Annotated in this window: 27 protein-coding genes; 19 read left to right on the top strand and 8 right to left on the bottom strand. The window is 73.5% G+C overall.

Going from position 1 to position 26516, the window contains the following annotated elements:
* Nucleotides 1-187 precede the first annotated feature (187 nt).
* From ACIRQF_RS22775 to ACIRQF_RS22750, 6 genes are all read left to right on the top strand, one after another.
* A complete protein-coding gene (locus tag ACIRQF_RS22775; protein ID WP_404094460.1) occupies nucleotides 188-925 on the top strand; it encodes a hypothetical protein in 738 nt (245 codons plus the stop codon).
* Complete coding sequence (locus ACIRQF_RS22770; protein WP_404094457.1) at nucleotides 922-1800, top strand: hypothetical protein; 879 nt, start codon at nucleotides 922-924, stop codon at nucleotides 1798-1800. Before ACIRQF_RS22775 ends, ACIRQF_RS22770 begins: the two co-directional genes overlap by 4 nt.
* Nucleotides 1797-2744 (top strand): hypothetical protein, encoded by a 948-nt coding sequence (locus ACIRQF_RS22765; protein ID WP_404094455.1) that lies wholly within the window; start codon nucleotides 1797-1799, stop codon nucleotides 2742-2744. Before ACIRQF_RS22770 ends, ACIRQF_RS22765 begins: the two co-directional genes overlap by 4 nt.
* Before the next feature lie 263 nt (nucleotides 2745-3007).
* Complete coding sequence (locus ACIRQF_RS22760; protein WP_376632713.1) at nucleotides 3008-3580, top strand: FABP family protein; 573 nt, start codon at nucleotides 3008-3010, stop codon at nucleotides 3578-3580.
* A gap of 59 nt (nucleotides 3581-3639) precedes the next feature.
* The gene (locus tag ACIRQF_RS22755) at nucleotides 3640-4077 is read left to right on the top strand and encodes a Fur family transcriptional regulator (protein WP_376632715.1); all 438 of its coding nucleotides are present in this window, start codon (nucleotides 3640-3642) and stop codon (nucleotides 4075-4077) included.
* Between the two features lie 9 nt (nucleotides 4078-4086).
* Nucleotides 4087-5052 carry a YgfZ/GcvT domain-containing protein gene (locus ACIRQF_RS22750; RefSeq protein WP_376632717.1) on the top strand — a complete coding sequence of 322 codons (966 nt, stop codon included), beginning with the start codon at nucleotides 4087-4089 and terminating at the stop codon, nucleotides 5050-5052.
* A gap of 153 nt (nucleotides 5053-5205) precedes the next feature.
* On the opposite strand, the gene dtd is transcribed toward ACIRQF_RS22750, so the two are convergent.
* On the bottom strand, nucleotides 5206-5631 hold the full coding sequence (gene dtd / locus ACIRQF_RS22745; protein ID WP_128977900.1) for a D-aminoacyl-tRNA deacylase: 426 nt from the start codon (nucleotides 5629-5631) through the stop codon (nucleotides 5206-5208).
* 127 nt (nucleotides 5632-5758) lie between these two features.
* On the opposite strand from dtd, the gene ACIRQF_RS22740 reads away from it, so the two are divergent.
* The 4 genes from ACIRQF_RS22740 (at nucleotide 5759) to ACIRQF_RS22725 (ending at nucleotide 10574) form a co-directional block, all read left to right on the top strand.
* Nucleotides 5759-6376: an ABC transporter substrate-binding protein gene (locus ACIRQF_RS22740; RefSeq protein WP_376632719.1), complete on the top strand. Its 618-nt coding sequence runs from the start codon at nucleotides 5759-5761 to the stop codon at nucleotides 6374-6376.
* Nucleotides 6377-6438: 62 nt separating this feature from the next.
* Nucleotides 6439-7689, top strand: coding sequence for a GNAT family N-acetyltransferase (locus ACIRQF_RS22735; protein WP_404094449.1), 1251 nt, complete (start codon nucleotides 6439-6441; stop codon nucleotides 7687-7689).
* Between the two features lie 34 nt (nucleotides 7690-7723).
* Entirely contained in the window at nucleotides 7724-8356 is a 633-nt protein-coding gene (locus tag ACIRQF_RS22730; RefSeq protein WP_404094447.1) for a TetR/AcrR family transcriptional regulator, read from the top strand.
* A 49-nt stretch (nucleotides 8357-8405) separates the two neighbouring features.
* On the top strand, nucleotides 8406-10574 hold the full coding sequence (locus ACIRQF_RS22725; protein ID WP_404094445.1) for a HelD family protein: 2169 nt from the start codon (nucleotides 8406-8408) through the stop codon (nucleotides 10572-10574).
* 220 nt (nucleotides 10575-10794) lie between these two features.
* On the opposite strand, the gene ACIRQF_RS22720 is transcribed toward ACIRQF_RS22725, so the two are convergent.
* The gene (locus ACIRQF_RS22720; RefSeq protein WP_404094443.1) at nucleotides 10795-12213 is read right to left on the bottom strand and encodes an MFS transporter; all 1419 of its coding nucleotides are present in this window, start codon (nucleotides 12211-12213) and stop codon (nucleotides 10795-10797) included.
* Between the two features lie 258 nt (nucleotides 12214-12471).
* Nucleotides 12472-12960 (bottom strand): MarR family winged helix-turn-helix transcriptional regulator, encoded by a 489-nt coding sequence (locus ACIRQF_RS22715; protein ID WP_376632729.1) that lies wholly within the window; start codon nucleotides 12958-12960, stop codon nucleotides 12472-12474.
* 81 nt (nucleotides 12961-13041) lie between these two features.
* On the opposite strand from ACIRQF_RS22715, the gene ACIRQF_RS22710 reads away from it, so the two are divergent.
* On the top strand, nucleotides 13042-13566 hold the full coding sequence (locus tag ACIRQF_RS22710) for an HAD domain-containing protein (protein WP_382479394.1): 525 nt from the start codon (nucleotides 13042-13044) through the stop codon (nucleotides 13564-13566).
* Nucleotides 13567-13644: 78 nt separating this feature from the next.
* Complete coding sequence (locus tag ACIRQF_RS22705) at nucleotides 13645-14010, top strand: hypothetical protein (RefSeq protein WP_382479392.1); 366 nt, start codon at nucleotides 13645-13647, stop codon at nucleotides 14008-14010.
* Between the two features lie 23 nt (nucleotides 14011-14033).
* Here ACIRQF_RS22705 and ACIRQF_RS22700 read toward each other — a convergent pair whose 3' ends face one another.
* The gene (locus ACIRQF_RS22700; protein ID WP_376632733.1) at nucleotides 14034-14450 is read right to left on the bottom strand and encodes a VOC family protein; all 417 of its coding nucleotides are present in this window, start codon (nucleotides 14448-14450) and stop codon (nucleotides 14034-14036) included.
* A gap of 112 nt (nucleotides 14451-14562) precedes the next feature.
* Nucleotides 14563-14943: a helix-turn-helix transcriptional regulator gene (locus tag ACIRQF_RS22695; RefSeq protein ID WP_382479436.1), complete on the bottom strand. Its 381-nt coding sequence runs from the start codon at nucleotides 14941-14943 to the stop codon at nucleotides 14563-14565.
* Nucleotides 14944-15199: 256 nt separating this feature from the next.
* Between ACIRQF_RS22695 and ACIRQF_RS22690 the strand changes: the two genes are divergently transcribed.
* The 5 genes from ACIRQF_RS22690 to ACIRQF_RS22670 all read left to right on the top strand — a co-directional run bounded on the left by ACIRQF_RS22690 (nucleotide 15200) and on the right by ACIRQF_RS22670 (nucleotide 20405).
* Nucleotides 15200-17560: an ATP-binding cassette domain-containing protein gene (locus ACIRQF_RS22690; protein ID WP_404094439.1), complete on the top strand. Its 2361-nt coding sequence runs from the start codon at nucleotides 15200-15202 to the stop codon at nucleotides 17558-17560.
* Nucleotides 17561-17811: 251 nt separating this feature from the next.
* A complete protein-coding gene (locus ACIRQF_RS22685) occupies nucleotides 17812-18843 on the top strand; it encodes a saccharopine dehydrogenase family protein (protein ID WP_404094436.1) in 1032 nt (343 codons plus the stop codon).
* 57 nt (nucleotides 18844-18900) lie between these two features.
* Nucleotides 18901-19305, top strand: a complete 405-nt coding sequence (locus tag ACIRQF_RS22680; RefSeq protein WP_376632739.1) for a helix-turn-helix domain-containing protein — start codon at nucleotides 18901-18903, stop codon at nucleotides 19303-19305.
* 23 nt (nucleotides 19306-19328) lie between these two features.
* Entirely contained in the window at nucleotides 19329-19853 is a 525-nt protein-coding gene (locus ACIRQF_RS22675; RefSeq protein ID WP_382479386.1) for a hypothetical protein, read from the top strand.
* Between the two features lie 207 nt (nucleotides 19854-20060).
* On the top strand, nucleotides 20061-20405 hold the full coding sequence (locus tag ACIRQF_RS22670) for a DUF2516 family protein (RefSeq protein WP_376632743.1): 345 nt from the start codon (nucleotides 20061-20063) through the stop codon (nucleotides 20403-20405).
* A gap of 33 nt (nucleotides 20406-20438) precedes the next feature.
* Here ACIRQF_RS22670 and ACIRQF_RS22665 read toward each other — a convergent pair whose 3' ends face one another.
* From ACIRQF_RS22665 to ACIRQF_RS22655, 3 genes are all read right to left on the bottom strand, one after another.
* A complete protein-coding gene (locus tag ACIRQF_RS22665; RefSeq protein ID WP_376632744.1) occupies nucleotides 20439-21683 on the bottom strand; it encodes a PP2C family protein-serine/threonine phosphatase in 1245 nt (414 codons plus the stop codon).
* A gap of 339 nt (nucleotides 21684-22022) precedes the next feature.
* Nucleotides 22023-23078 carry an NlpC/P60 family protein gene (locus tag ACIRQF_RS22660; protein ID WP_376632745.1) on the bottom strand — a complete coding sequence of 352 codons (1056 nt, stop codon included), beginning with the start codon at nucleotides 23076-23078 and terminating at the stop codon, nucleotides 22023-22025.
* A 229-nt stretch (nucleotides 23079-23307) separates the two neighbouring features.
* Entirely contained in the window at nucleotides 23308-24114 is an 807-nt protein-coding gene (locus tag ACIRQF_RS22655; protein ID WP_389751097.1) for a class I SAM-dependent methyltransferase, read from the bottom strand.
* Between the two features lie 480 nt (nucleotides 24115-24594).
* Between ACIRQF_RS22655 and mshA the strand changes: the two genes are divergently transcribed.
* A complete protein-coding gene (mshA, locus tag ACIRQF_RS22650) occupies nucleotides 24595-25953 on the top strand; it encodes a D-inositol-3-phosphate glycosyltransferase (protein WP_376632748.1) in 1359 nt (452 codons plus the stop codon).
* Nucleotides 25946-26458 (top strand): YbjN domain-containing protein, encoded by a 513-nt coding sequence (locus ACIRQF_RS22645; protein WP_376632750.1) that lies wholly within the window; start codon nucleotides 25946-25948, stop codon nucleotides 26456-26458. The genes mshA and ACIRQF_RS22645 overlap by 8 nt, the downstream gene beginning before the upstream one ends.
* The last annotated feature ends 58 nt before the right edge of the window (nucleotides 26459-26516 follow it).

The following is a 26516-nucleotide window of genomic DNA, read 5'->3' as shown; positions in this document are numbered from 1 at the left end:
GCACCCCTCACGTGTCACTTGGGCGCGCGGGTAACGGAATCCGCGCTTCTAGTCTCGTGGGGGGGCTGCTTTGCAAGGCTCAGAAGCGGTGGAATCCGCTCAGAACACCCCGGTGTCCGGGCCGGACCCGGGTCCGGTACCCGCACCGGTGCCGGTTACCGCTCCGGCTCCGGCCGTGGCTCCGGCCGTGGCTCCGGACGAGGCGCCGAAGCGCCGCCGGACCGGCCGCACGCTCGCGCTGATCGCTGTCGCCGCCGTCCTGGGCATCGTCGGCGGCACCGCCGTCGGCTACGGCATCCAGGCCGACCGCGAACCGACCCCGCTCCCGCCGCTCAACCAGCCCGGTCTCGCCTACCCGGCGAAGCCGCTGCCGAAGGGGCAGGAGCCGGTGCCGCTGACGGCGGCCGAGGACCGCGGTCTGAGGACGGAGGGGGACCTGCGGAAGCTCCTGCTGCAGAAGCCGGCGGGTGCCAGGAAGGTCGACTTCGCTCCGGAGGACGGCTGGAAGGGTCTCGCGGCGTACGCCGAGGACTTCGACGGGCCCTCGGGCGAGTTCGAGTACCTGCTGGGCAACGGCGTCCGCAGGATCGCGAGCACGGCCTGGCGCACCGGTGAGTACCGGATCACGCAGATCAACCTGGTGCAGTTCCGCGCGGACGGCGGCCAGGGCGCCGCCGAACACGCCGAGGACCAGCGCGGGTTCATGGAGGACGACGCCGGCTACGGCACGCCGGTCAAGGGCAGCAAGGACGGCCGTACCTACCTGCTCCCCGTCGACCGCAAGGCGGGCTACCACGACCTCTACCAGGCTCGCGCCTACCTGCACCGCGGCGACGTCATGATCGAGATCTTCATGGCGGACGCCAAGAAGATCAGCCAGAAGGACATCTCCTCTCTGGCCGAACGACAGCTGGAGCGCCTGTGAGCGAGGAGACGACCCCGATTTCCGGCACCGAGTCCCCGGCCGGCACCGTGCCCGCCGCCGACGGGGCCGCCGCGCCCGCGGCCGCACCCGGCGCCGCCGCGCGTGCCCCACGGAAGCCGCGCCGCCTGTTCCCGTACGTCCTCGGCGGCGTGCTCGTGCTCGGCGTCGCGGCCGGCGGGACGTACACCGGCGTGACCGTGGCGGGGGCCGAACGCCACGCACCGACGTTCGGCTGGGAGGAGCCGGCCCCGGGCAGCGAGAGCAAGGACCCGGCGGCCGGCACCGCCCTGCGCGGCCGCGCGTCGACGCCGCTGAGCAAGCTGTTGCTGCCCGTACCCGACGGGTACGTGCTCGGTCCGGAGGTCGAGCGGTACGGCAACGACGGCGAGCTCTCCTCGCGCGACGCGACCGCGCTGCTCAAGCAGCAGGGCAAGGGCCTCGCCGGCAAGAAGCGCCGCGAGTTCGACAAGCGGATCGACAAGCTCGGCATCCAGGGCATCGCCGTGCGCTCGTACGCCTCCGAAGACGACGCGCTCGTCGTCCAGGTGCAGGTCGTGCACATGAAGGACAAGCGGTTCGGCAAGGAGCTGCGCAAGATGCAGGCCGAGATCGCCGGTCTCCTGAAGCTCCCCAAGGGGCCCCGGATCGAGGGCCACCGGGACGTTTCCTGCTTCGGGATGCCGAAGCCGAAGGGCGACGACGAGGCCGAGGACGACAGCGACCGCAGCCTCGACGGCATGGTCTGCTCCGCGGCCGAGTCCGACTACTACGTCTCGGTCAACGCCTCGGGCAGCCGTCCCTTCGACAAGTCCGCCGTCGCCACGCTGGTGAAGCAGCAGCTCGACCACATCACGTCCCCGGGGGAGTACGTATGAGCGAGACCGAGCAGCAGTCGCTCCCCGGGGCGGCACCGGCGGACGCCGAGCCGGCCACCCCGGCCACCCGGGGGAACGCCGCCCCGGCCACCGCAGAGCCGGACGTGCTGCCCCAGCCGGGCACCCCCGTGGCCTCCGCGGAGCAGACGAATCCCGTCGGACCCGCTCCCGCCGCTCCCGCCGCGCCCGTCCGCTCGCGGCGGGTGCTCGGCGCCGTCGCCCGCTGGACCGCGGCCGTCCTGGTCTGCGGCGGGCTCGGGGCCGGGACCGCGGCCGGGATCACGGCGATGGAGCGCACCGACGTGCCCGGCCTCGCGACGGCGAGCGACGGCCGGTGGGACTATCCGAAGCTCCGTCTCCCGGCGCTGCCGGAGGGCTCGCCGCGCCCCTTCACGCCCGGCAACGAGGGCGAGATCCACCACGCCGACCTCCGCGCGCTCGTGCTGCCCGCCCCGGCCGGCGCGACCGTGGATCCGAAGGCCGACGGCGGCTGGGTGAGCGTGGAGCGGTTCCTGTCCCTCTACCCGAAGGAGCGGCGCGGTCTGCTGCGCGAGGCCGTGGCCGACTCCGCCCTGCGGCACGTCGCGGGCCGCGCCTGGACCATGCCGGACGGCACGAAGAGCGCCGTCTACCTGCTGCGGTTCAAGTCGGTCGGTTTCTCGGAGTCCTTCAAGGACGACGTGCTGAACGTCGGCGCGGCGGACACCCTGCCCCTGGACGGCACGAACGGGGTCGAGAGCGATTCGCTCGGGACCGGCGTGCGGGTCGACCGCACGGCGCTGTACACGGTCGCCGAGCTCGCGCCGTACGGTCCCGAGCAGACCCGCTGGGCCTACATCCAGGCCGGTGACACGCTCGCCCTGGTCGTCCAGTCCCGCAAGGGCGGGGCTGCCGAGGTCCCCTTCCGGCAGACGTTCACCCTGCAGAACCAGCTCCTCGGCTGACCGCCGGCCGGTGACCCCCGGCCCGTACGGGACCCAGCGTCACCGAGACCCACCTCACCGAGAGCGCCGGACCCCGGCCCACTAAGCTGGGGTCCGGCCCGTTCCGCCTTCACCGCTCACCGAGGAGCACCAAGTGATCGTCTTTTTCGAAGTCCTGCTGGCGCTCGTCTGTGTCGCGGTCCTCGCCTTCGCCGGTCTGACCGTGAAGAAGCTGTACCAGGGCCAGCGCTGAACATCCTCCACACAGAACGTCTGAGCTGCTCATGATCGAGATCCCGTCCGACCTCAATCCGGACCTCGTCCCCCTCGCGTTCCTGCTCGGTACGTGGGAGGGCGCGGGCGTCTCCGACTTCCCCGGCGCCGAGAAGTGCAACTTCGGCCAGTCCGTGACGTTCAGCCACGACGGCCGGGACTTCCTCGAGTACCACTCGCACACCTGGGTGCTGGACGCCGAGGGCAACAAGGTCCGCCCGCTCGAGAGCGAGAGCGGTTACTGGCGCATCGACAAGGACCGCAAGGTCGAGATCGTCATGGTCCGCGACCAGGGCATCGTCGAGGTCTGGTACGGCGAGCTCGCCGACCAGAAGCCGCAGATCGACCTCGTCACGGACGCCGTCGCCCGTACCGCCGCCTCCGGCCCGTACACGGGCGGCAAGCGCCTCTACGGCTACGTCAAGAGCGACCTCATGTGGGTCGGCGAGAAGGCCACCCCCGAGGTGCCGCTCCGCCCCTACATGTCGGCGCACCTGAAGAAGGTCGTCACCCCCGAGGAGGTCGCCGAGATGGCGCGCAACCTCCCCGACATGCCCGACGACGGCATCGCCTTCTTCCGGTAGGCACAAGCAGGCACCGGCGGAACCTGGGGCAGCTCACCGCGCCCTCCTACACTGGGGGCGTGGTGAGCACCGACTGGAAGAGCGACCTGCGGCAGCGCGGCTACCGGCTGACGCCTCAGCGCCAGCTTGTCCTGGAGGCCGTGGACGCGCTCGAACACGCGACCCCGGACGACATCCTCGTCGAGGTCCGCAAGACGGCCTCCGGGGTGAACATCTCCACCGTGTACCGGACCCTGGAGCTCCTGGAGGAGCTCGGGCTGGTCAGCCATGCCCATCTCGGGCACGGGGCGCCGACCTATCACCTCGCCGACCGGCACCACCATCTGCACCTGGTGTGCCGCGACTGCGACGAGGTCATCGAGGCGGACGTCGAGGTGGCCGCCGAGTTCACCGGGAAGCTGCGCGAGACCTTCGGCTTCGAGACCGACATGAAGCACTTCGCGATCTTCGGCCGGTGCCGGGACTGCTCGCGGAAGGACGCCGCCCCGGAGTCGTAGGCTTTTCCCATGAAGAGCCCACTGCTGTCCCTGCCCGGCGCCGTCCCCGCCGAAGGCCGTGACGAAGGCGTCGCCGCGCACTACGGCGATCTGTTCCGCGAGCAGCGGACCCTCGCCGACGGCACCGGTTTCGTCGACCTCTCGCACCGCGGTGTCATCGCCGTCACCGGCGACGACCGGCTGAGCTGGCTGCACCTGCTGCTCACCCAGCACGTCAGCGAGCTCCCGGCCGGCCGCGCCACCGACGCGCTGATCCTCTCCGCGAACGGTCACATCGAGCACGCCCTGTACCTCGTCGACGACGGCGAGACGGTCTGGGCGCACGTGGAGCCGGGCACCCAGGCCGAGCTCCTCGCGTACCTGGAGTCGATGAAGTTCTTCTACCGGGTCGAGGTCGCCGACCGTACGGAGGACGTCGCGGTCGTGCACCTGCCGGCCGGTTCGATCGCCGAGGTGCCCGAGGGCGTGGTCGTCCGGGAGACCTCGCACGGGCGCGACCTGTTCCTGCCGCGGGCGGACCTGGAGTCCTTCGCCGCCTCGCACGGGCCGGCCGCCGGTGTCCTCGCCTACGAGGCGCTGCGGGTCGAGGCGCACCGGCCGCGGCTCGGTTTCGAGACCGACCACCGGACCATCCCGCACGAGATCGGCGTGATCGGCAGCGCCGTCCACCTCCAGAAGGGCTGCTACCGCGGCCAGGAGACGGTCGCCCGCGTGCACAACCTGGGGAAGCCGCCGCGGCGGCTCGTCTTCCTGCACCTGGACGGCAGCGAGGTGCACCTGCCGGGGCACGGCACCCCGGTGCGGCTCGCCGCCGACGGGGCGGAGGGGCGGCAGCTGGGCTTCGTCACCAGCTCGGCGCGCCACCACGAGCTGGGGCCGATCGCCCTCGCCCTGGTGAAGCGGAACGTGCCGGTGGACGCCGACCTCGTCGCGGGGACCACGGCCGCCGCGCAGGAGGTCGTCGTCGAGCCGTAGGGCGAGGAGCACGGCCGGAGGAGCACGGCCGGAGGAGCACCGCCGCTCCCCGCCTCCGGCCGGGCCGAGCCGCACCGGAGTGCCGTGCCCCGGCCCGTACGCGCCGGAGGCGGCACCGGCCCGTACGGCCGGGCGGAGCCCGCTTCCCGCCGGTCAGACCTCCAGCAGGACCGTGAACGGGCCGTGGTTCGTGAGCGACACGCGCATGTCCGCTCCGAAGCGGCCCGTCTCCACCCGCGCCCCCAGCTGCCGCAGCTGCGCCACGACCTCGTCGACGAGCGGCTCGGCGACCGGTCCGGGCGCGGCCGCGTTCCAGGTGGGACGGCGCCCCTTGCGGGCGTCTCCGTAGAGCGTGAACTGGGAGATCACGAGGAGCGGCGCGTTCACGTCGGAGCAGGACTTCTCGCCCTCCAGTACCCGGACGGACCAGAGCTTTCTGGCCAATTGCGCCGCCTTCTCGGGGGTGTCGTCATGGGTCACCCCGACCAGGACGCACAGCCCCTCGCCGACGATCTCCCCGACGGTCTCCCCTGCGACGACGACGCTCGCGCCGTCGACCCTCTGCACCACTGCTCGCATACGGACCAACCTACCGACTGAGCCGGTGAGGGCCGAACGGGTGCAGACCGCCTGCGTCGGCCGGGGCGGGAGTGGCACCATGCGGGAAAGGCGGTGCGGTTCCGCACCGGTCGAGGGGACGATTCACATGAGTGCATCTGGCACCGGGCACACGCCGTCCGGTCCCGTACCGCTGACCCGTGCCGGCGGCTCCGTCGGCGGTGCCGTCGGGCGGCCGCCGGCACAGCGGACCACCGAGCCGGAGCTGCCGGACCGGCCGCGGCCGGATCTGGCCGCGCTGAGGCTGCCCGAGCTGCGGGCGCTGCGCCGCGACGCGCAGGGCGACGAGGCCGATCTCAGCTACGTGCGGCGGATGCTGCAGGGGCGGATCGATATCCTGCGGGCCGAGCTGGCGCGGCGCAGCGATCCGGAGGCGCCGGTTCTCGACCGCCTGTCGGAGATCCTGGCGGACACGCCGTCGCGGCCGGGGGCGGCGACGCGTTCGGCCCGGCACGTGACACTGTCGACGCCGCGCAGCGAGGAGTACCGGCGGCTCGCGGCCGAGATGTTGTCGGAGGTCGAGCTGTCGGACCTGACGGCGCGTACGGACGAGGAGCTGCACACCGCGATGGGGCGGCTCGCGGGCTACGAGCAGCAGGTGTCGCGGCGCCGGCAGGAGCTCCAGCGGACCGCGGACGACTGCAGCGGGGAGATCGCCCGCCGCTACCGGGAGGGTGAGGCGCAGGTCGACGACCTGCTCGCCTGACGCGTTCCGACCGGGGCGAAACTCGGGTGCGGGGGCCTCGACGGGCCGCATAGCCTCGGAGGATGAGCCTTGAGGTGCGCGCGATCGACGAGACCGAGTTCCCCGCCTGGCTGCGGGCCAAGAGGGTGGGCTTCCTCCGGCCGCCGGTGGTGTCGGACGAGGAGGTCGCCGACCGGCTGCCGCACACCGATCTCTCGCGTACCTACGGCGCGTTCGACCGCGGCCGGATGGTCGCCACCTTCCTCTCCTTCGACCAGCGGCTGAGCACGGTCGGCGGCGCGGACCTCGCGGCGAACGCGGTCAGCGGGGTCACGGTCTCCCCGACCCACCGCCGGCGCGGGCTGCTCAGCCGGATGATGGCCGAGGACCTGGCGCTCGCGAAGGAGCGGGGCGACGCGTGCGCGACGCTGATCGCGGCCGAGTACCCGATCTACGGCAGGTTCGGCTTCGGGGTGGCCAGTTGGACCACCGAGTGGGCGGTGGACGTGACGCGGGCCGGGTTCGACCGTCGCCGGCCGGGCCCGGCGGCCGAGGACGGCGGTGGCCGGATCGACCTGTCGGACGGTGCCGAGATCCGCAAGGAGGGCCCGGCGCTGCACCGCCGGCTGGCCGCGCAGCGGGCCGGGGTGACCGACCGCACCGCCCGCCTCTGGGACGTCGGCACGGGGAACGCCCATCACGCCGAGCCGTGGACCGAGCCCTTCTACGCCGTCTACCGCAACGATGCCGGCGAGGCCGAGGGCTATGTCGCCTACACCTCCGACGACAAGTGGAGCGACACCAAGCAGCCGGTGAACACGGCGAGCGTGCGCGACTTGGTCGCCGTCACCCCGGCCGCCGAGCGCGCACTGTGGCGGTACGTGTGCTCGGTCGACTGGATCACCCGCGTACGGACCGGCTACCGCGCGCCCGACGACCTGCTGCCGCTGCTGCTGCCGGACCCGCGGGCCGCGCAGGTCGTGACACACGCCGACATGCTGTGGCTGCGGATCCTGGACGTGCCGAAGGTCCTCGAACCCCGGACGTACGCGACCGAGGGCACGCTGGTCCTGGACGTGCGCGACGGGGCCGGGTTCGCGGGCGGGCGCTTTCGGCTCGACGCCTCTCCCGAGGGAGGCGCGGTGACGCCGGCCGACGCCTCGCCCGATCTGGTGCTCGACGTGGCGGACCTGGCGACCCTGGTGCTCGGTGACGAGTCGGCCGTGCGGCTGGCGGCGCTCGGCCGGGCCGAGGAGGCCGTGCCGGGCGCGGCGGCCCGCGCGGACCTGCTGCTGCGGACCTCGCAGCGGCCGTGGAGTATGGACATCTTCTGATCGAGAGCCGGTCGGGGAACAGGCGGAGGGCGTCGTGAGCGGGCTGCGGGAGCGGAAGAAGGAGCGGACGCGGCAGACGCTCTCCGAGGTGGCCATCGCGCTCTTCCTGGAGAAGGGCTTCGACGCGGTGTCGGTCGCGGAGGTCGCGGCGGCGGCGGAGGTGTCGAAGCCGACGCTGTTCCGCTACTTCCCGGCCAAGGAGGACCTGGCGCTGTACCGGTTCGCCGATCACCAGGACGAGCCGGCCCGGGTGGTGACCGAGGCACGGGCGGCCGGCGTGCCGCCGCTGGACGCGCTGCGCGACCACGTCCTCGACGGACTGGAGCGGCGCGACCCGGTGACGGGCCTGAACGACGTGCCGGCGGTGCTCGACTTCCTGCGGATGCTCTACGGCACACCGGCCCTGGTCGCCCGGATGTCGGCGTTCCGGTCCCGGTCGGAGGAGTTGCTCGCGCAGGCCCTGGGCGGCGCGGACCCGGTGGCGGCGCGGCTGGCGGCGGCGCAGGTGGTGGCGGTCCTGCGGGTCCTGGCGGAGGAGAACGTCCGGCGGATCACGGAGGGGGAGCGGGTCGAGGAGGTGCTGCCGGGGGCGGTGGCGGCGACCCGGCTGGCCTTCCGGCGGCTGGCGGAGGGGCTGCCGTACGGCGCGGACCCGAACCGTGCGTGACCCGGTAAAAAATGTGACTCGGTAACGCTTTTTGTCTATCCTGGCGGGCATGAAGTCGCTCCGTCATGACCTCGACCGGGAACGCACCCACCACGACGCCTGCCGGGCCGCCCTCGTCCGCATGACCGAGGACGTCGAGGAGCAGGTCGTCATCGGCGAGGACACGGCCGCCTCCGGGGCGGACGCCGAGGTCCTCGGCCACCATCTGCGCAGCCGCGCCAAGGTCTTCCGCGAGATGCCGCCCGGCCCCCTCTTCTTCGGGCGCCTCGACCGCGAGGACGGCCAGGTCCACCACATCGGCCGGCGCCGGATCGCCGAGCACCCGGCCGCCCCGCCGCTCGTCGTCGACTGGCGCGCGCCGGTCTCCCGCGCGTACTACCAGGCGGGGCCCCAGGATCCGCAGGGCGTGCTGCGGCGCCGCCGGTTCGGCTGGGCGCCGGGCAGCCTCGGGGCGTCCGAGGACCTGACGGCACTGGAGGACGAGCACCTGACGGGGGTGCGGCCGACGGCCGGGCCGTCCTGGGCGGCGGGCGGGCGCGGATCCTCGCGCGCGCCCGGGGCGGAGGGCGCCGGGGCGGAGGGCGCCGGGGCGCCCGCGGGCGCGGCCGGGCCGGGGACGATCCTCGCCTCGGAGATCGAGCGCCCCCGCGTCGGCCCCATGCGCGACATCGCCGCGACGCTCCAGCCCGAGCAGGACGAGCTCGTGCGATCGGGGCCCGCCGACTCGCTCTGCGTGCAGGGTGCGCCGGGCACCGGCAAGACGGCCGTCGGGCTGCACCGCGCCGCGTATCTGCTCTACACCCACCCGCAGCGCCTCCAGCGCTCCGGGCTGCTCGTCCTCGGGCCCAACCGCACCTTCCTCTCCTACATCTCCGAGGTGCTGCCCGCCCTCGGCGAGACCGGCGTGCGCCAGTCCACCGTCGACGACGAGATCGCCCGCCACGAGGTGCGCGCCGAGGACGGCCCGGCGGCGGCCCGGGTCAAGCACGACGTCCGGATGGCACAGGTGCTGCGCCGGGCCCTGTACGCGCGGGTGGACCCGGCGCCCGCCGAGGACCTGGTGGTGCCGGACGGCTCGTACCAGTGGCGGGTGCCGGCCCGCGAACTCGCCGCGATCGTCGTGGCCGTACGGGAGGAGGCCCCGCCCTACGCCACCGGGCGCGAGCGGGTCCGGGCCCGGATCGTGCGGGCCCTGCAGCTGCGGGCGGAGCGCCGGGCCGGGGTCCTCGGGGCCGCCTGGGTGCGCCGCGTGGAGCGGGCCCGGCCGGTGTCGGCCTGTGTGGACGCCTGCTGGCCCAAGGTCACTCCGGAGGAGGTGCTCGCCGAGGTCCTGACGAAGCCGCGGGACCCGCTGCTCGACGAGGCGGAGCGGGCCGCGCTGCGCTGGGCGCGGGCCCCGCGTTCCTTCCGCAGCGCCCGCTGGAGCGCCGCCGACCTCGTCCTCCTCGACGAGCTGGCCGGCCTCGTCGAGCGGCCCGGGGGCTATGCGCACATCGTCGTCGACGAGGCTCAGGACCTGTCGCCGATGGAGTGCCGGGTCATCGCGCGGCGCGCCGACTTCGGCTCCCTGACCGTTCTCGGCGACCTGGCGCAGGGCACGACCCCGTGGGCGGCACGCGACTGGCGCGAGCAACTGGCCCATCTGGGCAAGCCGGGTGCGGCGGTGGTCCCGCTGACGACCGGCTACCGGGTCCCGGCGGCGGTCGTCGACCTCGCCAACCGGCTGCTTCCGGAGCTGGGCGCGGGGGTCCCGGCCGGGCGTTCGCTGCGCGCGGGCGGCGAGGTGACCGTCCGCAGGGTCGGCGACGTGGTCGCGGGGGTGACCGCGGCGGTCCGCGCGGCCCTGGCGGAAGAGGGCTCGGTGGGCGTCATCGCCGCGGACGCGGCGGTCGCGGGGCTGACGGAAGGCCTGGCCCGGGGCCTGGGGGAGGGCGTGCCGGAAGGGCTCGGGGAAGATGTGCCGGAAAGGCGTGGGGCCGGCGCGTCGGGCGGGCCGGGGGAGGGGGCGGGACTCCCCGGCCGGGTCTCCGTCGTCCCCGCGTCGCTCGCCAAGGGCCTGGAGTACGACCATGTCGTCGTCGCCGAGCCGGCCGCGATCGTGGCGGCCGAGCCGCGCGGCCTGCACCGCCTCTACGTGGTCCTCACCCGCGCGGTGTCACGGCTGGACCTGGTGCACCGGCAGCCGCTGCCGGCGCCGCTGGAACGTACGGGGCGCTGAGTTCGGCGCCGGTCCGGGCGGGGGCGGCGGAGCGCCGGCCGCCGCCCTCGCCCGCCGTCGGGTGGACGGGGACTCCGGCGGCGGCCGGCGCTTCGGGGTCGCGGCGGGGGTCGGTGCGCTCCGACGCCTCGGGCTCGGGGGCGAGCTCGGCGGCCGCTGACGGGGGCGCCCTGTCCGCGGGCCTGCGAGAAGTGCAGGCTGGCGGCGGGTCGGCCCGCTCTCATGCGGCCATGGTCAGCTCCCGGCGGGCGGGCCGGTCCGTGCGGAGCAGCAGGAAGGCGGCGGCGAACGCGGCGACGAGGAGGCCGGCGCCGACGCCGAAGGCGAGGTGGTAACCGCCGGTGAGGGCCTCGGCGGCGGGGCTGCCGGCGGCGGTGAGGGTCTCGGTGCGGGCGGCGGCCAGGGTGGACAGGACCGCGACACCGACGGCCATGCCGATCTGCTGGGTGGTGTTGAACAGACCGGAGGCGAGGCCGGCGTCCTCCTCCTTGGCGCCGGACATGCCGAGCGCGGTCAGCGCGGGCAGCGCGAGGCCGAAGCCGGCGGCGAGCAGCATCACGGGCAGCAGGTCGACGGCGTAGGAGGCGTGGACCGGGGTCCGGGTGAGCAGGCCGAGCACGCCGACGAGCAGGACGAGACCGGTGAGCAGGATGTTCCGCTCGCCGAAGCGGGTGATCAGGCGGGCCGAGAGGCCCAGGGAGACGCCGCCGATGACGACGGCGGCGGGCAGCATCGCGAGGCCGGTCTCCGCGGCGCCGTAGCCCTGGACCTTCTGCAGGTAGAGCGCGACGAGGACCTGGAAGGAGAACAGCGCGGCGACCATCAGCATCTGGACGAGGTTGGCGCCCGCGACGCTGCGGGAGCGCAGGATGCGCAGTGGCATCAGGGGGTGGGCCGCGGTGGCCTGGCGGACCGCGAATCCGGCGAGGAGGACCAGCGCGAGGGCGCCGAGGCCGAGGGTGCGGGCCGAACCGGCCCCGTACTCCTCGATCTTGACGACGGTGTAGATGCCGGTCATGAGTCCGGAGGTGACGAGCAGCGCGCCGAGGACGTCGGCGCCGGCGCGCAGGCCGAGGCCGCGGTCGGCGGGGAGGGCCCGAAGGGCGGCGAGGAGGGCGGCGGCGCCGATGGGGAGGTTGATGAAGAAGATCCAGTTCCAGGCGAGGGCGTCGGTGAGGAGCCCGCCGAGGACCTGGCCGATGGAGGCGCCGGCTGCGCCGGTGAAGCTGAACACGGCGAAGGCCTTGGCGCGTTCGCGGGGTTCGGTGAAGAGCGTGACGAGGATGCCGAGGCTGACGGCGGATGCCGCCGCGCTGCCGACGCCCTGGAGGAAGCGGGCGGCGATGAGGACACCGGGGGAGGTGGCGGCGCCGGCGAGGAGCGAGGCGGCGGTGAAGACGCCGGTCCCGGCGAGGAACACGCGCTTGCGGCCGAGGAGGTCGCCGAGGCGCCCGAAGAGGAGCAGCAGTGCGCCGAAGGCGATGAGGTAGGCGTTCACGACCCAGCTGAGTCCGGTGGGGGTGAAGCCGAGGTCGGCCTGGATGGCGGGCATGGCGACCGTGACGATGCTGCCGTCGAGGACGGTCATCAGCATGCTCGTGGCGAGGACGCCGAGGGCGGTCCAACGGGAAGTACGCATGGCGAGCTCTCCTGTCGAAAGGGGCAACAGGAAGGACGCTAGCAGATAGTTTTGTTGCAGACCATCTATCTCGGTCTTACTCGTGGTTCTCCTCGTCCGGTCGGTCGCGGAGCTCGCCAGGGCCTCGCTCTTCGCGCCGCCGCACCGCTCGCGGGCGGCTTCGCTCTTCGCGCCGGCCGCACCGCTCCTGGCCGGCTTCGATCTTCGCGCCGGCCGCACCGCTCGCGGGCCTCGCTCCTCGCGCCGGCCGCGCCGCGCTCACCTGGCGGACTGGCGGGCCCTCCGCGCGGTGCGCGCCCCCTCGGCGGGCGTCTCCAGATGCCCGGTGACCAGCCGGTTCAGCGCCCGCAGCAGGACCTCGCGCTCCTCGTCCGGCAGCGAACCGAGCGCGCTCAGGTGCACCTCGTCGACGATCTTCTGACTCCGCGCGGCGACCTTCGCGCCCTCCTCGGTCACCGCGATGATCCGCGCCCGCCGGTCGACGCTCGACGGCCGTCGCTCCGCGTATCCGGCCTTCTCCAGCGCGTCCACGGTCACCACCATCGTGGTCTTGTCCATGTCCCCGATCTCGGCGAGCTGCGCCTGCGTCCGCTCCTCCTCCAGCGCGTGCACGAGGACGCAGTGCATCCGCGCGGTCAGTCCGATCTCGCCGAGCGCCGCCGCCATCTGCGTGCGCAGCACATGACTGGAGTGGTCGAGGAGGTAGGAGAGGTCGGGCTCGGTCCGGGTGGGCGCCATGGCAGTCATGCGGCCAGGGTAGCGAGAAAGGTTCCGTTGCGGACGATCAGCGAGGGGCGAGCGGGCGGGAGCGCGTGGCAGGCTGAGGGCATGCGGCCCCTGCTCTTCCTCGACGTGGACGGCCCGCTCCTCCCCTTCGGTGGCCCCGGGCCCTACCCCGCGTACGCCCCCGAGCCGCCCCCGGACGCCCATCCGCTGCTCCACCGCGTGGACCCCGCCCACGGTCGGCGCCTCACGGCCCTGGGCTGCGAGCCGGTCTGGGCGACCACCTGGACCGACCACGCGAACGACGTCCTCGCCCCGCGGCTCGGGCTCGCGCCGCTCCCGGTCGTGCACTGGCCCGAAGAGGACGAGGACGAGGACGACGGCCCGGGCGGGGGGCCGGCGGCCCCGGCGGGCCTGCACTGGAAGACCCGGCCCCTCGCCGCCTGGGCCGCCGGGCGGCCGTACGTCTGGCTCGACGACGAGATCACCGGGGCCGACCGGCTCTGGGTGGCCGCGCGCCACCCCGCCCCCGCCCTCCTCCTCCGCGTCGACCCGCGGACGGGCCTCACGGAGGCGGACTACGCGGTGGTCGCGGCCTGGGTGGATGAGTACGGGGCCCGGCGGAGATGAGCGGGCGTGCTCAGGCCCGGGCGGCGGCGCGCGGTGAGGATGGGGCCCTGACCCCGCACCACACCCGAGGAGCCGACCATGAACCCCGATGCGTACACGGCGCTGTACGGACCCGGCCGCCCGGCGCCGGCGCCCCGCCGCGGGCAGGCGGGCGTCGCGGTCCTGGCCGGGCTGGTGTGGGCGGTGGTGCTGGTGCTGCTGTCCTACCCGGCGATGCTGGTGTTCCTCGCCGTCTTCTTCGGCGCGGCGACGGGGGTGCCGGTCGGTGACGTGGTGCTGTGGAGCACGCTCGTCGGGCTCGGCGCCTTCGGCGTCCCGGTCGGTCTGACCTTCCTCCCGCCGGTGCGGCGCCTGTCCGTGCCGGCGCGCTTCCTGCTCGCCGGTGGCGTGGCCCTTCCGCTCGTGGCCGGGATCCTGGTGTGGATCGCCTCCCAGGGTGGCTGAGGCCCCGGGAGGCGGCACCCGGGTCAGGCGCGCGGCTGGTTGAACCGCAGCATGTTGCCCGCCGGGTCGCGGAACGCGCAGTCGCGCACCCCGTACGGCTGGTCCATGGGCTCCTGGAGGACCTCGCCGCCCGCCGAGCGGATGCGCTCGAAGGTGGCGTCCACGTCGTCCGTCCGGAAGATGACGCCGCGCAGCATGCCCTTGGCGAGCAGCTCGGCGGCCGCCTGGCGGTCGGCGGACGGGGCGTTCGGGTCCGCCAGCGGCGGTTCGAGGACGATCTCGACGTCCGGCTGCGTCGGCGAGCCGACGGTGACCCACCGCATCCCCTCGAAGGAGACGTCGTTGCGGATCTCCAGACCGAGGGCGTCGCGGTAGAACTCGAGCGCCTTGTCGTGGTCGTCGACGGCGATGAAGCACTGGGAGAGGTTGATGGTGTTCATGGCGACGACGCTACGAGCCGGGGGAGCTTTCCGCTTCTCCGTTCCTGATCCGTTGCCGATCCGCCGTGTGCGGCGGCCCCGGGCCGTCGTACGCGGGGATCTCGGGGGCCCCCTACGCGGTGGTCTCCGGGGCCGGACTCTTCGGTGCCCGGGTCGGGCGCGTCAGGAACTTCGCCACGCACGCCGGGATCGGCTCGCCCGCCTCGTGGTCCCGCGCCCGGTACGCGCTCGGGCTCTCCCCGACGAGCTCCGTGAAGCGCGTGCTGAACGAGCCGAGCGACGTACAGCCCACCGCGAAGCAGACCTCCGTCACGCTCAGGTCGCCGCGCCGCAGCAGCGCCTTCGCCCGCTCGACGCGGCGGGTCATCAGATAGCTGTAGGGCGTCTCCCCGTACGCCGCCCGGAAGCTGCGCTGGAAGTGCCCCGCGGACATCAGCGCGGCCCGGGCGAGGGCCGGGACGTCCAGCGGCTCCGCGTAGTCGCGGTCCATCATGTCCCGCGCGCGGCGCAGTCGTACCAGGTCGTCGAGGCTCGGCGGCGGCGTCACGGATCAAGCATGGCACGGCGCGCCCACGGTGGGCCGGTTGTCCACAGGCAGGGCGGTTGTCCACAGGAGAACAGGAATCGAGAAGCAGCGCCGCGCCGTGCCGCCTAGCCTGGCTCCCAGGACCGCAGCGCAGGGGCCGTAGGGGACCGCAGGCACCGCGGGCACCGCGGAACTGCAGGGATCGCAGGGAGAGATGTCAGCCATGAGCAAGTCGCACGCCGCCGACAGCCACGACATGATCCGCGTGCACGGGGCGCGAGAGAACAACCTCAAGGACGTCAGCATCGAGCTCCCGAAGCGCCGGCTCACCGTGTTCACGGGGGTCTCAGGCTCCGGCAAGAGCTCCCTGGTGTTCGACACGATCGCCGCCGAGTCGCAGCGGCTGATCAACGAGACCTACAGCGCCTTCGTGCAGGGCTTCATGCCCTCGCTGGGCCGCCCCGAGGTCGACGTCCTCGACGGCCTGACGACCGCGATCACCGTCGACCAGCAGCGCATGGGCGGCGACCCCCGCTCCACGGTCGGTACCGCCACCGACGCCAACGCGATGCTGCGCATCCTCTTCAGCCGCCTCGGTACGCCGCACATCGGCGGCCCGAAGGCCTTCTCCTTCAACGTCGCCTCGATCAGCGGCGCCGGCGCGGTCGCCGTGGAGAAGGCCGGCAGGACCGTGAAGGAGCGCCGCAGCTTCACCATCACCGGCGGCATGTGTCCGCGCTGCGAGGGCCGCGGCAGCGTCTCCGACATCGACCTCACCGCGCTCTACGACGACTCCAAGTCGCTCGCCGAGGGTGCGCTGACCATTCCCGGCTACACGATGGACGGCTGGTACGGGCGCATCTTCAGCGGCAGCGGCTTCTTCGACATGGACAAGCCGATCCGCCGCTTCACCAAGCGGGAGCTGAACGACCTGCTCCACCGGGAGCCCACCAAGATCAAGGTCGAGGGCATCAACCTCACCTACGAGGGCCTCATCCCCAAGCTGCAGAAGTCGATGCTGTCGAAGGACGTCGACTCCCTCCAGCCGCACGTCCGCGCCTTCGTCGAGCGCGCGGTCACCTTCGCCGTCTGCCCCGACTGCGACGGCACCCGGCTCAACGAGGGGGCCCGCTCCTCGAAGATCGACGGGGTGAGCATCGCCGACGCCTGTGCGATGCAGATCAGCGACCTGGCCACCTGGGTCCGCGGTATCGGGGACCCGTCGGTGGCGCCGCTGCTCGCCACCCTCCAGCAGACCCTGGACTCCTTCGTCGAGATCGGCCTCGGCTACCTCGCGCTGGACCGCCCCTCCGGCACGCTCTCCGGTGGCGAGGCGCAGCGCGTCAAGATGATCCGCCACCTCGGGTCGTCCCTGACCGACGTCACGTACGTCTTCGACGAGCCGACCACCGGTCTGCACCCGCACGACATCCAGCGCATGAACGACCTGCTGCTGCGCCTGCGCGACAAGGGGAACACGGTCCTCGTCGTGGAGCACAAGCCGGAGACGATCGCGATCGCCGACCACGTCGTCGACCTCGGCCCGGGCGCCGGTTCCGGTGGCGGCAGCGTCTGCTTCGAGGGCACCGTCGCCGGGCTGCGCCGGAGCGGCACCGTCACCGGCCGCCACTTCGGCGACCGCGCCTCGCTCAAGGACGCGGTGCGCGAGCCGACCGGCACCCTGGAGATCCGCGGCGCGAAGGCGAACAACCTGCACGACGTCGACGTCGACATCCCGCTCGGCGTGCTCGCCGTCGTCACCGGTGTCGCCGGCTCCGGCAAGAGCTCCCTCGTACACGGCTCCATCCCGGGCGGCGCGGGCGTGATCTCGGTCGACCAGGGCGCCATCCGCGGCTCGCGGCGCAGCAATCCGGCGACGTACACGGGTCTGCTCGACCCGATCCGCAAGGCCTTCGCCAAGGCCAACGGCGTGAAGCCGGCCCTGTTCAGCGCCAACTCCGAGGGCGCCTGCCCCACCTGCAACGGCGCCGGAGTCGTCTACACCGACCTGGCGATGATGGCCGGGGTCGCGACCCCGTGCGAGGAGTGCGAGGGCCGGCGGTTCCAGGCCTCCGTGCTCGACTACCACTTCGGCGGGCGGAACATCGCCGAGGTGCTCGCGATGTCCGTGGCCGAGGCCGAGCAGTTCTTCGGCGCGGGGGACGCGCGCACCCCCGCCGCCCACCGGATCCTGGAGCGGCTCGCGGACGTCGGCCTCGGCTACCTCAGCCTGGGCCAGCCGCTCACCACGCTCTCCGGCGGCGAGCGGCAGCGCCTCAAGCTGGCCACGCACATGGGCGACAAGGGCGGCGTGTACGTGCTCGACGAGCCGACCGCCGGTCTGCACCTCGCCGACGTGGAGCAGCTGCTCGGGCTGCTCGACCGGCTGGTCGACTCGGGCAAGTCGGTGATCGTGGTCGAGCACCACCAGGCGGTCATGGCGCACGCCGACTGGATCGTCGACCTCGGCCCCGGTGCCGGTCACGACGGCGGGCGGATCGTCTTCGAGGGCACCCCGGCCGATCTGGTCGCCGACCGCTCCACCCTGACGGGGCAACACCTCGCGGACTACGTGGGCGCCTGAGCCCCGACCGCCGGCGCCTGAGCCCCGACCGCCGGCGTCGGCGGGCCGTCCCCGGGCGACGGCGGTCCGCCCCCGCCCCCCGGCTGCCCGAGCCGTCGGCCGCCCGTCCGCCGGCGTCCGCCGCCCGTCCCTCGGCGTCCCCCGGCGTCCGCCGGCCGTCCGCGGGGTCCGGGAGGGCGTGTCCGGAACTGTGCGGGCCACGTCGTTTCCGACACTCACGGTGGGCGGCGGGCCCGGCCCAGGATGAGGACATGACCTCAGGACAGACAGTGGTGGTGTACGGCGCCTACGGGCACACGGGCCGTTTCGTGGTGGCGGAGCTGCGCGAGCGCGGTTTCGTCCCGGTGCTCTCGGGTCGCGACGAGCGGAAGCTGAAGGAGATGGCCGAGGACGGCGGGTGGGACGTCCGCCCGGCGCCGGTCGGTGACCCGGCGGCGCTCGACCGGGCGCTCGCGGGCGCGGCGGCGGTGGTGAACTGCGCCGGCCCCTTCGCCACGACGGCCGGACCCGTGGTCGAGGCGGCCCTGCGGGCGGGCATCCCGTACGTGGACGTGGCGGCCGAGATCGAGGCCAACCTGGACACGTTCGAGCGCTTCGCCGACCGGGCCCGGGCGGCCGGGACGGTCGTCGTGCCCGCCATGGCCTTCTACGGCGGCCTCGGCGACCTGCTCGCCACCGCCGCGATGCGCGACTGGACGGCGGCCGACGAGGCGCACGTCGCCTACGGCCTGGACAGCTGGCACCCGACGGCGGGGACGCGCGCCGCGGGTGTGGTCTCGCGCGAGCGGCGCGGCGGCCGGCGCCCGGTCTTCACGGACGGCCGGCTCCGCTACCGGGACGACGCCCCGCCCACCCTGGAGTGGGCGTTCCCTGAGCCCATGGGTACGCGGAGGATGATCGGCGAGTTCACGATGGCCGACGTCGTCACGCTGCCCAGTCACCTGGCGATCCCCGAGGTGCGGACCTCCATGGCGGTCGAGGCGGCGGGAGACCTGGCCGCCGCGGACACGCCGGCGCCGACCCCGGCCGACGCGAGCGGGCGCTCGGCACAGACCTTCCTCGTCGACGTCGTCGTCCGCTCCGGAGCGCGGGAGCGGCGCGCGACGGCGACGGGCCGGGACATCTACGCCGTGACGGCGCCCCTCGTGGTGGAGGCCGTCGCGCGGGTCCTCGCGGGCCGTACCCGCGCGGCGTCGGGCGTGCTGTCGGCGGGCGCCCTGTTCGACGCCGAGGACTTCCTGCGCGCCCTGTCCCCGCACGTGACGGTTGAGCTCCCCGCGTAACAAAACTATTGCAAGCGCCTGCTTGCAATAGTTAGCAACGGCTGGCAGGGTCGTGGCATGGCTTCACTCAACGTCGGCAACCTTGGCGAGTACCTCCGCGAGCAGCGGCGCACCGCGCAGCTGTCCCTGCGGCAGCTCGCCGAGGCGGCGGGAGTGTCGAATCCGTATCTGAGTCAGATCGAGCGGGGGCTGCGCAAGCCCAGCGCCGAGGTGCTCCAGCAGGTCGCGAAGGCCCTGCGGATCTCCGCCGAGACGCTGTACGTGCGCGCCGGGATTCTCGACGAACAGGAGCGGGACGAGCTGGAGACGCGCGCCGTCATCCTGGCCGATCCCTCGATCAACGAGCGGCAGAAGCAGGTGCTGCTCCAGATCTACGACTCCTTCCGTAAGGAGAACGCCGCCGAGAGCGCCACGGGGCAGCAGGCGCCGCAAGCGCCGCAGACGCAGCCCACCGACACGTAGAAACCTCTGGGAGGACCACGACCATGGCCATCATCGACGAACTGCGTACCCCTCTCTACTTCGCCGCCGGCACCGCCGACCTCGCCGTGCAGCAGGCGAAGAAGGTCCCCGGCCTGATCGAGCAGATCGCCGCCGAGGCGCCGGGCCGGATCGAGGCCGTGAAGAACACGGACACGAAGGCGGTCCAGGAGAAGGCGCAGGCGAGGTTCGCCGAGTTCGTGGGCGGGCTCGACACCGACCTGAAGAAGCTCGGCGAGCAGGCCCAGGACCTGGCCCTGCGCGGGGTCGGGGTCGCGGCCGAGTACGCGGTGAAGGCCCGTGAGAAGTACGAGGAGCTCGCCGCGCACGGCGAGGAGGCCGTGAAGGCCTGGCGTGGCGAGGTCGCGGAGGAGATCGTCGAGATCGCGGTCGTGGTCGAGCCCGAGACCGAGCCCGAGGCGAAGACCGCGGTCGTGGAGGAGCCCGCGGCCGAGAAGGCCCCGGCCCGCAAGACCACCGCCCGCAAGACCTCGGCCAAGAAGGCCGCGGCCGAGAGCGTCGAGGGCTGAGTCCCCGCGTGACGGGACGTCCCGAAGCCGAACGTCCGGAAAACGGGGCGTCGCGGAACGGGACGTCCATGAGACGGGCGTCGCGGGGCGAAGGCGCCGTCCGGTAGGCGAAGCGCCCGGTCCGGGCACCAATCCCGGTGTCCGGAGCGTTGTACCGGGTACCTTGGCCGCGAGGCGCTCCACCCACTCACCTAGGCGGTGCTCAGCATGTTGGCGAACGGCTTCGACTCGATCCTCTCCTTGGTGACCTTTCTGGTCTTCACCGGCTTCGCCGTCGCCGCGTTCGTCTTCGCCGCCACGGCGCGCGAGGACGCCTATCGTGCGGCCGACAAGCAGACCAAGAAGTTCTGGCTGATCCTGCTCGGCGTCAACCTGCTGCTGAACCTGCTGCTGCCGATGCTGTTCCTGCAGATCGCCGGGCTCATCGCCGCCATCGTCTTCATGGTCGACGTGCGCCCCGCGCTCCGGCAGGTCACGGGTGGCGGCGGCGGGCGTCGCGGCGGGGGTTCGAGCAGCGACGGCCCGTACGGCCCGTACAACGGCGGCCGGTAGCGGCAGCCGTGCGCGAGTGAGCCGGGCCCGGGGTCATCCCCGGGCCCTCTCGCGTTCCAGGGCCAGGACCGCCACGTCGTCGGTCAGCTCCCCGCCGTTCAGCGAGCGCACCTCGGTCACCGCCGCGTCGAGCAGTTCCTCGCCCCGCAGCCCCTCGGCCAACTGACGGTTGATCATCTCGACCATGCCGTCCTGGCCGAGCCGCGGCGAGTCCGGGCCCGCCGAGCGGCCCTCGATCAGGCCGTCGGTGTACATGAGCAGACTCCAGGTCGGGCCCAGCTCGACCTGTCGGCGCGGCCAGCGGGCGCGCGGCAGCACACCGAGGGCCGGCCCGCTGTCCTCGTACGGCAGGAGCTGCGCCGCCCGGCCGTGCCGGGCGATCAGCGGCGAGGGATGACCGGCCAGGCACAGCCCGGCCCGGCGTCCGTCGGGCGCGATGTCGACCGTGCACAGGGTCGCGAAGATCTCGTCGCTCTCCCGCTCGTGTTCCAGGACCTGCTGGAGGGTGGACAGCAGCTCGTCCCCGCACAGGCCCGCGAAGGTCAGCGCGCGCCAGGCGATCCGCAGCTCGACGCCGAGCGCGGCCTCGTCGGGACCGTGCCCGCAGACGTCGCCGATCATGGCGTGGACGGTGCCGTCGGGCGTGCGGACGGTGTCGTAGAAGTCGCCGCCGAGCAGCGCACGGGACCGGCCGGGCCGGTAGCGCGCGGCGAACCGCAGGTCGGAGCCCTCCAGGAGCGGCGTGGGGAGCAGCCCGCGCTCCAGGCGCGCGTTCTCCTGGGCGCGCAGCCGCGACTCGGCCAGCTTGATCTTCACGACGTCGTTGCGCTTGCGCTCGACGGCGTAGCGGATGGCGCGGCTGAGCAGCCGCCCGTCGAGCTCCTCACGGAAGAGGTGGTCCTGGGCCCCGACGCGTACGGCCTCGGCGGCGAGGTCGGCGTCCGCGGACGCGGCGAGCGCGAGCACGGCGTGCCGCGGTGCGAGCCGCAGGATGTGCTGCAGCGGTGCGAGCGGGTCGTCCTCGGCCCCGCGGGGGGTGGGCAGGGCGAGGTCGACGAGCACGCAGTGCACGTCGTCGGTGAGGAGCCGCTCGGCCTCGGTGAGGTTGCGGGCGGTACGGATACGGACCCGGGTCCCGGCCGCGTCGAGCAGTTCGGGTACGGCGAGGGCGCCGGCCGGGTCGTCCTCGACGACCAGGAGCGTGAGGTCGTGGGAGGTGCCGGGCGTTCCGGGTGCCGCGGGAGAATCGATTCTCTGGCGCGGTACGGGTACGGGCATCGGTCTGGGTTTCCTTCCCCTCCCCCCGAGGGCCGGGGACCGACCATAGCGGTACCGCGCGCCGCAGCGGAATGGCGATCACGCGGTGAACCGGCAGGCCGGTATGGCATATGCCACGGATGGGGAGGTAGTCGCCGCCCAGGGGCTCCCGGGGAGGCCCCCGGGGGCGCTCCGGGCGATGAGAAAGGTCACTCCGCAGCCCGCCCGGGCGGCCGGCCCCTGGACGTTCCGGATGTCAGCCCGGCGGCCGGCCCCGGACGTTCCAGATGTCAGCCCGGCCGGACGCCCCCGGACGTTCCGGATGTCAGCACGCGCGGCCGGCCCCGGACGATCCGGATGTCAGCCCGGCCGGACGACCCCGAGGATCTCCATCGTGCCCGCGCCCGTGATCGTCACGTTCCGCCCGGGCCGGGGCGCGTGGACGATGGCCCCGTTGCCCACGTACATCCCGATGTGGCTGGCGTCCTTGAAGTAGACGATCAGGTCGCCGGGGCGCATGTCCTCGATGGCCACGTGCGGCAGCAGCCGCCACTGCTCCTGCGAGGTGCGCGGGATGTTCCGGCCGGCCGCGGACCACGCGGTCTGGGTCAGCCCCGAGCAGTCGTACGAGCCCGGGCCCTCGGCCCCCCACACGTACGGCTTGCCGATCTGCGCCGTCGCGAACTCGACCGCCCGCTTGCCCGCCGGGGTCGTCTTGTCGCTCAGGCCCTTGAGGATGCCCGAACCGATCCAGGCGGTCTGGTTCCGGTACTGCTCCTGCTCCTCCAGGCGCAGCAGCCTCGCCCGCTCCTCGGCGGCGAGCTCGGACTCCAGCTTCTTCGCCGCCTCGATCTTGGCGTCGATCTCCTTCTTCGCCTTGGCCTGCTTGACGCGGTTGGCCTCCAGCTTGGTCCAGTTGACGCTGGCGTCGTTGGCGTACGCGGTCAGCTCGACCTGCGTGCGGTTCATCTCGCCGAGCAGGTCCCTGGTGGCCTTGTGGCCCTCCTTGAGGCGTCCCGCGTTGTCGAGGAAGAGCTGGGGGTCGTCGGTCAGGACGAACTGGGCGCCGTCCGGCAGTCCGCCGTTGCGGTACTGCGCGCGGGCCGCGGCGCCCGCGCGGGCCTTGAGGTCCTCGATCTTCTCCCGGCCGGCCACGATCATCCGGGCCAGCTTCACGATCTCCTCGGACTGCTCCTTGCTCTTCTCCTCGGCGAGGTTGTACGCGTCGGTGGCGGACGCGGCCTGGCGGTACAGGCCGTCGATCTCCTGACGGACCTCTTCGAGGGTCTTCTTCTGCTGCTTCGGCGGCGGCGGGAGCGGCGCGGCGGAGGCCTGCAGGGTGAGCACGGGTGAGGCAAGCACCGTCAGGGCGCAGACCACGGTGAACGTGGCGATGGCATGGCGGCGTCGATTCACTGGCTCCCCCTCGGACACCCATCTGATTTACCGTCAGTAACGTGGTCGTGACCTGGCGATAGTGCCATGCGGAACACGAAAGCGACAGGGGAAAGCGGGGCCTGTCGGGTCACTTCCCCCCAGGGGGGACGAGTGTTGCTCCTGCTGCGTTCCCCGACGGGGAAGAATTCAGGGAGAGTTGGGAAAGCGGAAGGGTGACGCGGCCGGGCCGGGGCGCCCGGCCGGGCGCTCAGCCCCGCGGCGCCAGCGCCTCCCAGCGCACCGTCACCTCGCCCTGCCGCCACCGTCGCGGACCGTCCGTCAGCGGCCAGTCGGCCGCCAGGTCGCGCACGGCGCGGATCCAGCGCTGCCGGGCGCCCAGCGAGGCGAACGGCGCGGCCGCCGCCCAGGCCCGGTCGAAGTCGCGCAGGAAGGCGTGCACCGGCTCGCCCGGGACGTTGCGGTGGATCAGCGCCTTGGGCAGCCGTTCCGCGAGGTCGGAGGGCCGGTCGAGCGAGCCCAGCCGGGTCGCGAAGGTCACCGTCCGGGGCCCCGTCGGGTCCAGCGCGACCCACACGTGCCGCCGGCCGATCTCGTCGCAGGTGCCCTCCACCAGGAGCCCCTCGGGGGCGAGCCGCGCGCACAGGCGCTCCCAGACGGCGGCGACCTGCTCCTCGTCGTACTGGCGCAGCACGTTCGCCGCGCGGATGAGGGAGACCTCGCCGGGCACCGGCACCTCGAAGCCGCCGTGCCGGAAGGTCAGCCCCTCGCGCTCGTAGGGCCGGGCCGCGGCGACCCGCGCCGGCTCGATCTCGATGCCGACCACGAGGGTGCGGGGGTCGGCGGTGCGCAGCCGCTCCAGGAGCTCGAGCGGGGTCCAGGGCGCGGCGCCGTAGCCGAGGTCGACGGCGACGGGCGGCGTGCCGGAGCGGCGCAGGGCGGGGCCGTGCACGGCGGCGATCCAGCGGTCCTGACGGCGCAGACGGTTGGGGTTGGTGGTCCCGCGGGTGACCGTGCCGACAGGGCGGGCGGCGGGGCGGGTGGTGCGCGGGGCCATGGAACGAGCGTAAGGGGTGCGGCGGGGTGCCCCCGGCGGTGCGCCGGGGGCGCCCCCGGCGCGCTCCTGGTGCGGGGCGCGGCGGGCCTGGCGGGCGCGCCTGGCGCCGGGGCGCCGGGCTGTCGGACGCCCTTGCCGCCGGGTGCGGCGGGGCCCGCCGGGTGTCCGTGCCGCGGGGTGAGGCGGGCCCTGTCGGACGTGCCCGCCGCGGGGTGTGCCGGGGTCTCCCGGGCGCCCCTGCCGCGGGGTGAGGCGGGGCCTGTCGGATGTCCCTGCCGCAGGGTGTCGGACGTGCCCGCCGCCGGGTGTGCCGGGGTCTCCCGGGCGCCCCTGCCGCGCCCCGACACGCCTCCCTACCGGTAATGAATTGGCAAAACGCGGCTGCCGAAGGAAATGAAAGGGGGCATTCCGGTGTTCTGGACGCCGGAGGGTGCGACGCGCCCCCCGTCTGCCATGCCCGACAGCGGAAGGACCGTCGACGTGAGCCAGTACGTGTCCCGGTTCGCCGGCACTCTGGCGGCGCCGCCCCGGCTCCGGCTTCCCGGCCGGCCCCGCAGCCCGCGCCGTGTGGCCATGCTCAGTGTGCACACCTCCCCGTTGCACCAGCCCGGCACCGGTGACGCCGGCGGTATGAACGTCTACATCGTGGAGCTGGCCAAGCGGCTCGCCGCGATCAACGTCGAGGTCGAGATCTTCACCCGGGCCACCACCGGCGGCCTCTCCCCGGTCGTCGAGCTCGCGCCCGGCGTGCTCGTCCGGCACGTGGACGCGGGCCCGTACGAGGGGCTCGCCAAGGAGGAGCTGCCGGCCCAGCTGTGCGCCTTCACGCACGGCGTCATGCAGGCCTGGGCGGGGCACCGGCACGGGCACTACGACCTGGTGCACTCCCACTACTGGCTCTCCGGCCACGTCGGCTGGCTCGCGGCCGAGCGCTGGGGCGTCCCGCTCGTCCACACCATGCACACCATGGCCAAGGTCAAGAACGCGGCGCTCGCGGAGGGCGACACCCCCGAGCCCGCGGCCCGGGTGATCGGCGAGACCCAGGTCGTCGCCGCCGCCGACCGGCTCATCGCCAACACGGCGGAGGAGGCCGACGAGCTCGCCCGCTTCTACGAGGCGGACCCGGCCAAGATCGCCGTCGTCCATCCCGGGGTGAACCTCGACCACTTCCGTCCCGCCGACGGCCGCGCCGCCGCCCGGGCCCGGCTCGGGCTGCCGCAGGACGCCTTCATCCCCGCCTTCGCCGGCCGCATCCAGCCGCTGAAGGCCCCGGACATCCTGCTGCGTGCCGCCGCCGTGCTCCTGGAGCGCGACCCGTCGCTGCGCTCGCGCATGGTGGTGCCGGTGGTCGGCGGGCCGAGCGGCAGCGGCCTGGCCAAGCCGGAGGGGCTGCAGAAGCTCGCCGCCAAGCTGGGCATCTCCGACCTCGTCCAGTTCCACCCGCCGGTCGGGCAGGACCGGCTCGCGGACTGGTTCCGGGCGGCCAGCGTGCTCGTCGTCCCCTCGTACAGCGAGTCCTTCGGCCTCGTCGCCATCGAGGCGCAGGCCGCCGGCACCCCGGTCGTGGCGGCGTCGGTGGGCGGTCTGCCCGTGGCCGTACGGGACGGCGTCACCGGCTTCCTCGTGCAGGGCCACGACCCGGCGGACTACGCCCGCGCGCTGGGCCGCTTCCTCGACGACCCGCAGCTGTCCGCCCGGATGGGCGCGGCCGCGGCCCGGCACGCCGCCTCGTTCGGCTGGGACACGGCGGCGTCGGCGACGGCGGACGTGTACACGGCCGCCATGCACGACCACCGGCTGCGCGAACACCGCCGTCGCGTACGCTCGCACCATGGCTGAGGGCGAGGCACAGGCACAGGACGTCCGGCGGATCGTCGAGGACACCTTCAAGGACGCGGAGCTGGAGTGGGAGTCCCCGGAGCCGGGCTCCTACGTGGTCAAACTCCCCGGCACCCGCAAGCTCTTCACCACCCTGTCGCTGCGCGTCGGCCGCCACTCCCTCTCGCTGAACGCCTTCGTCGTCCGCCACCCGGACGAGAACGAGCCCGGCGTCCACCGCTGGCTCCTGGAGCGCAACCTCAAGCTGTACGGGGTGAGTTACGCGGTCGACGCCCTCGGCGACATCTATCTGGCCGGCAAGCTGCCGCTGGCCGCCGTCAGCCCCGAGGAGCTGGACCGGCTCCTCGGCTCCGTCCTGGAGGCGGCGGACGGCGACTTCAACACGCTCCTTGAGCTGGGCTTCGCGTCGGCGATCCGGCGGGAGTACGCGTGGCGGGTGTCGCGCGGCGAGTCGACGCGGAATCTCGACGCGTTCAAGAACCTGACCCAGAAGCCCGCCAACTGACCCCTTCCTGACCCCTTCCTGCACGGGTGATGTCGTGCCATGCTCCCACCCGGCGCAA

Origin of the sequence: Streptomyces sp. NPDC101191 (assembly GCF_044767915.1) — a bacterium.
Taxonomy (GTDB): domain Bacteria; phylum Actinomycetota; class Actinomycetes; order Streptomycetales; family Streptomycetaceae; genus Streptomyces.
The sequence above is the reverse complement of the archived record's forward strand: the minus strand, read 5'-3'. Positions and strand labels throughout refer to the sequence as shown.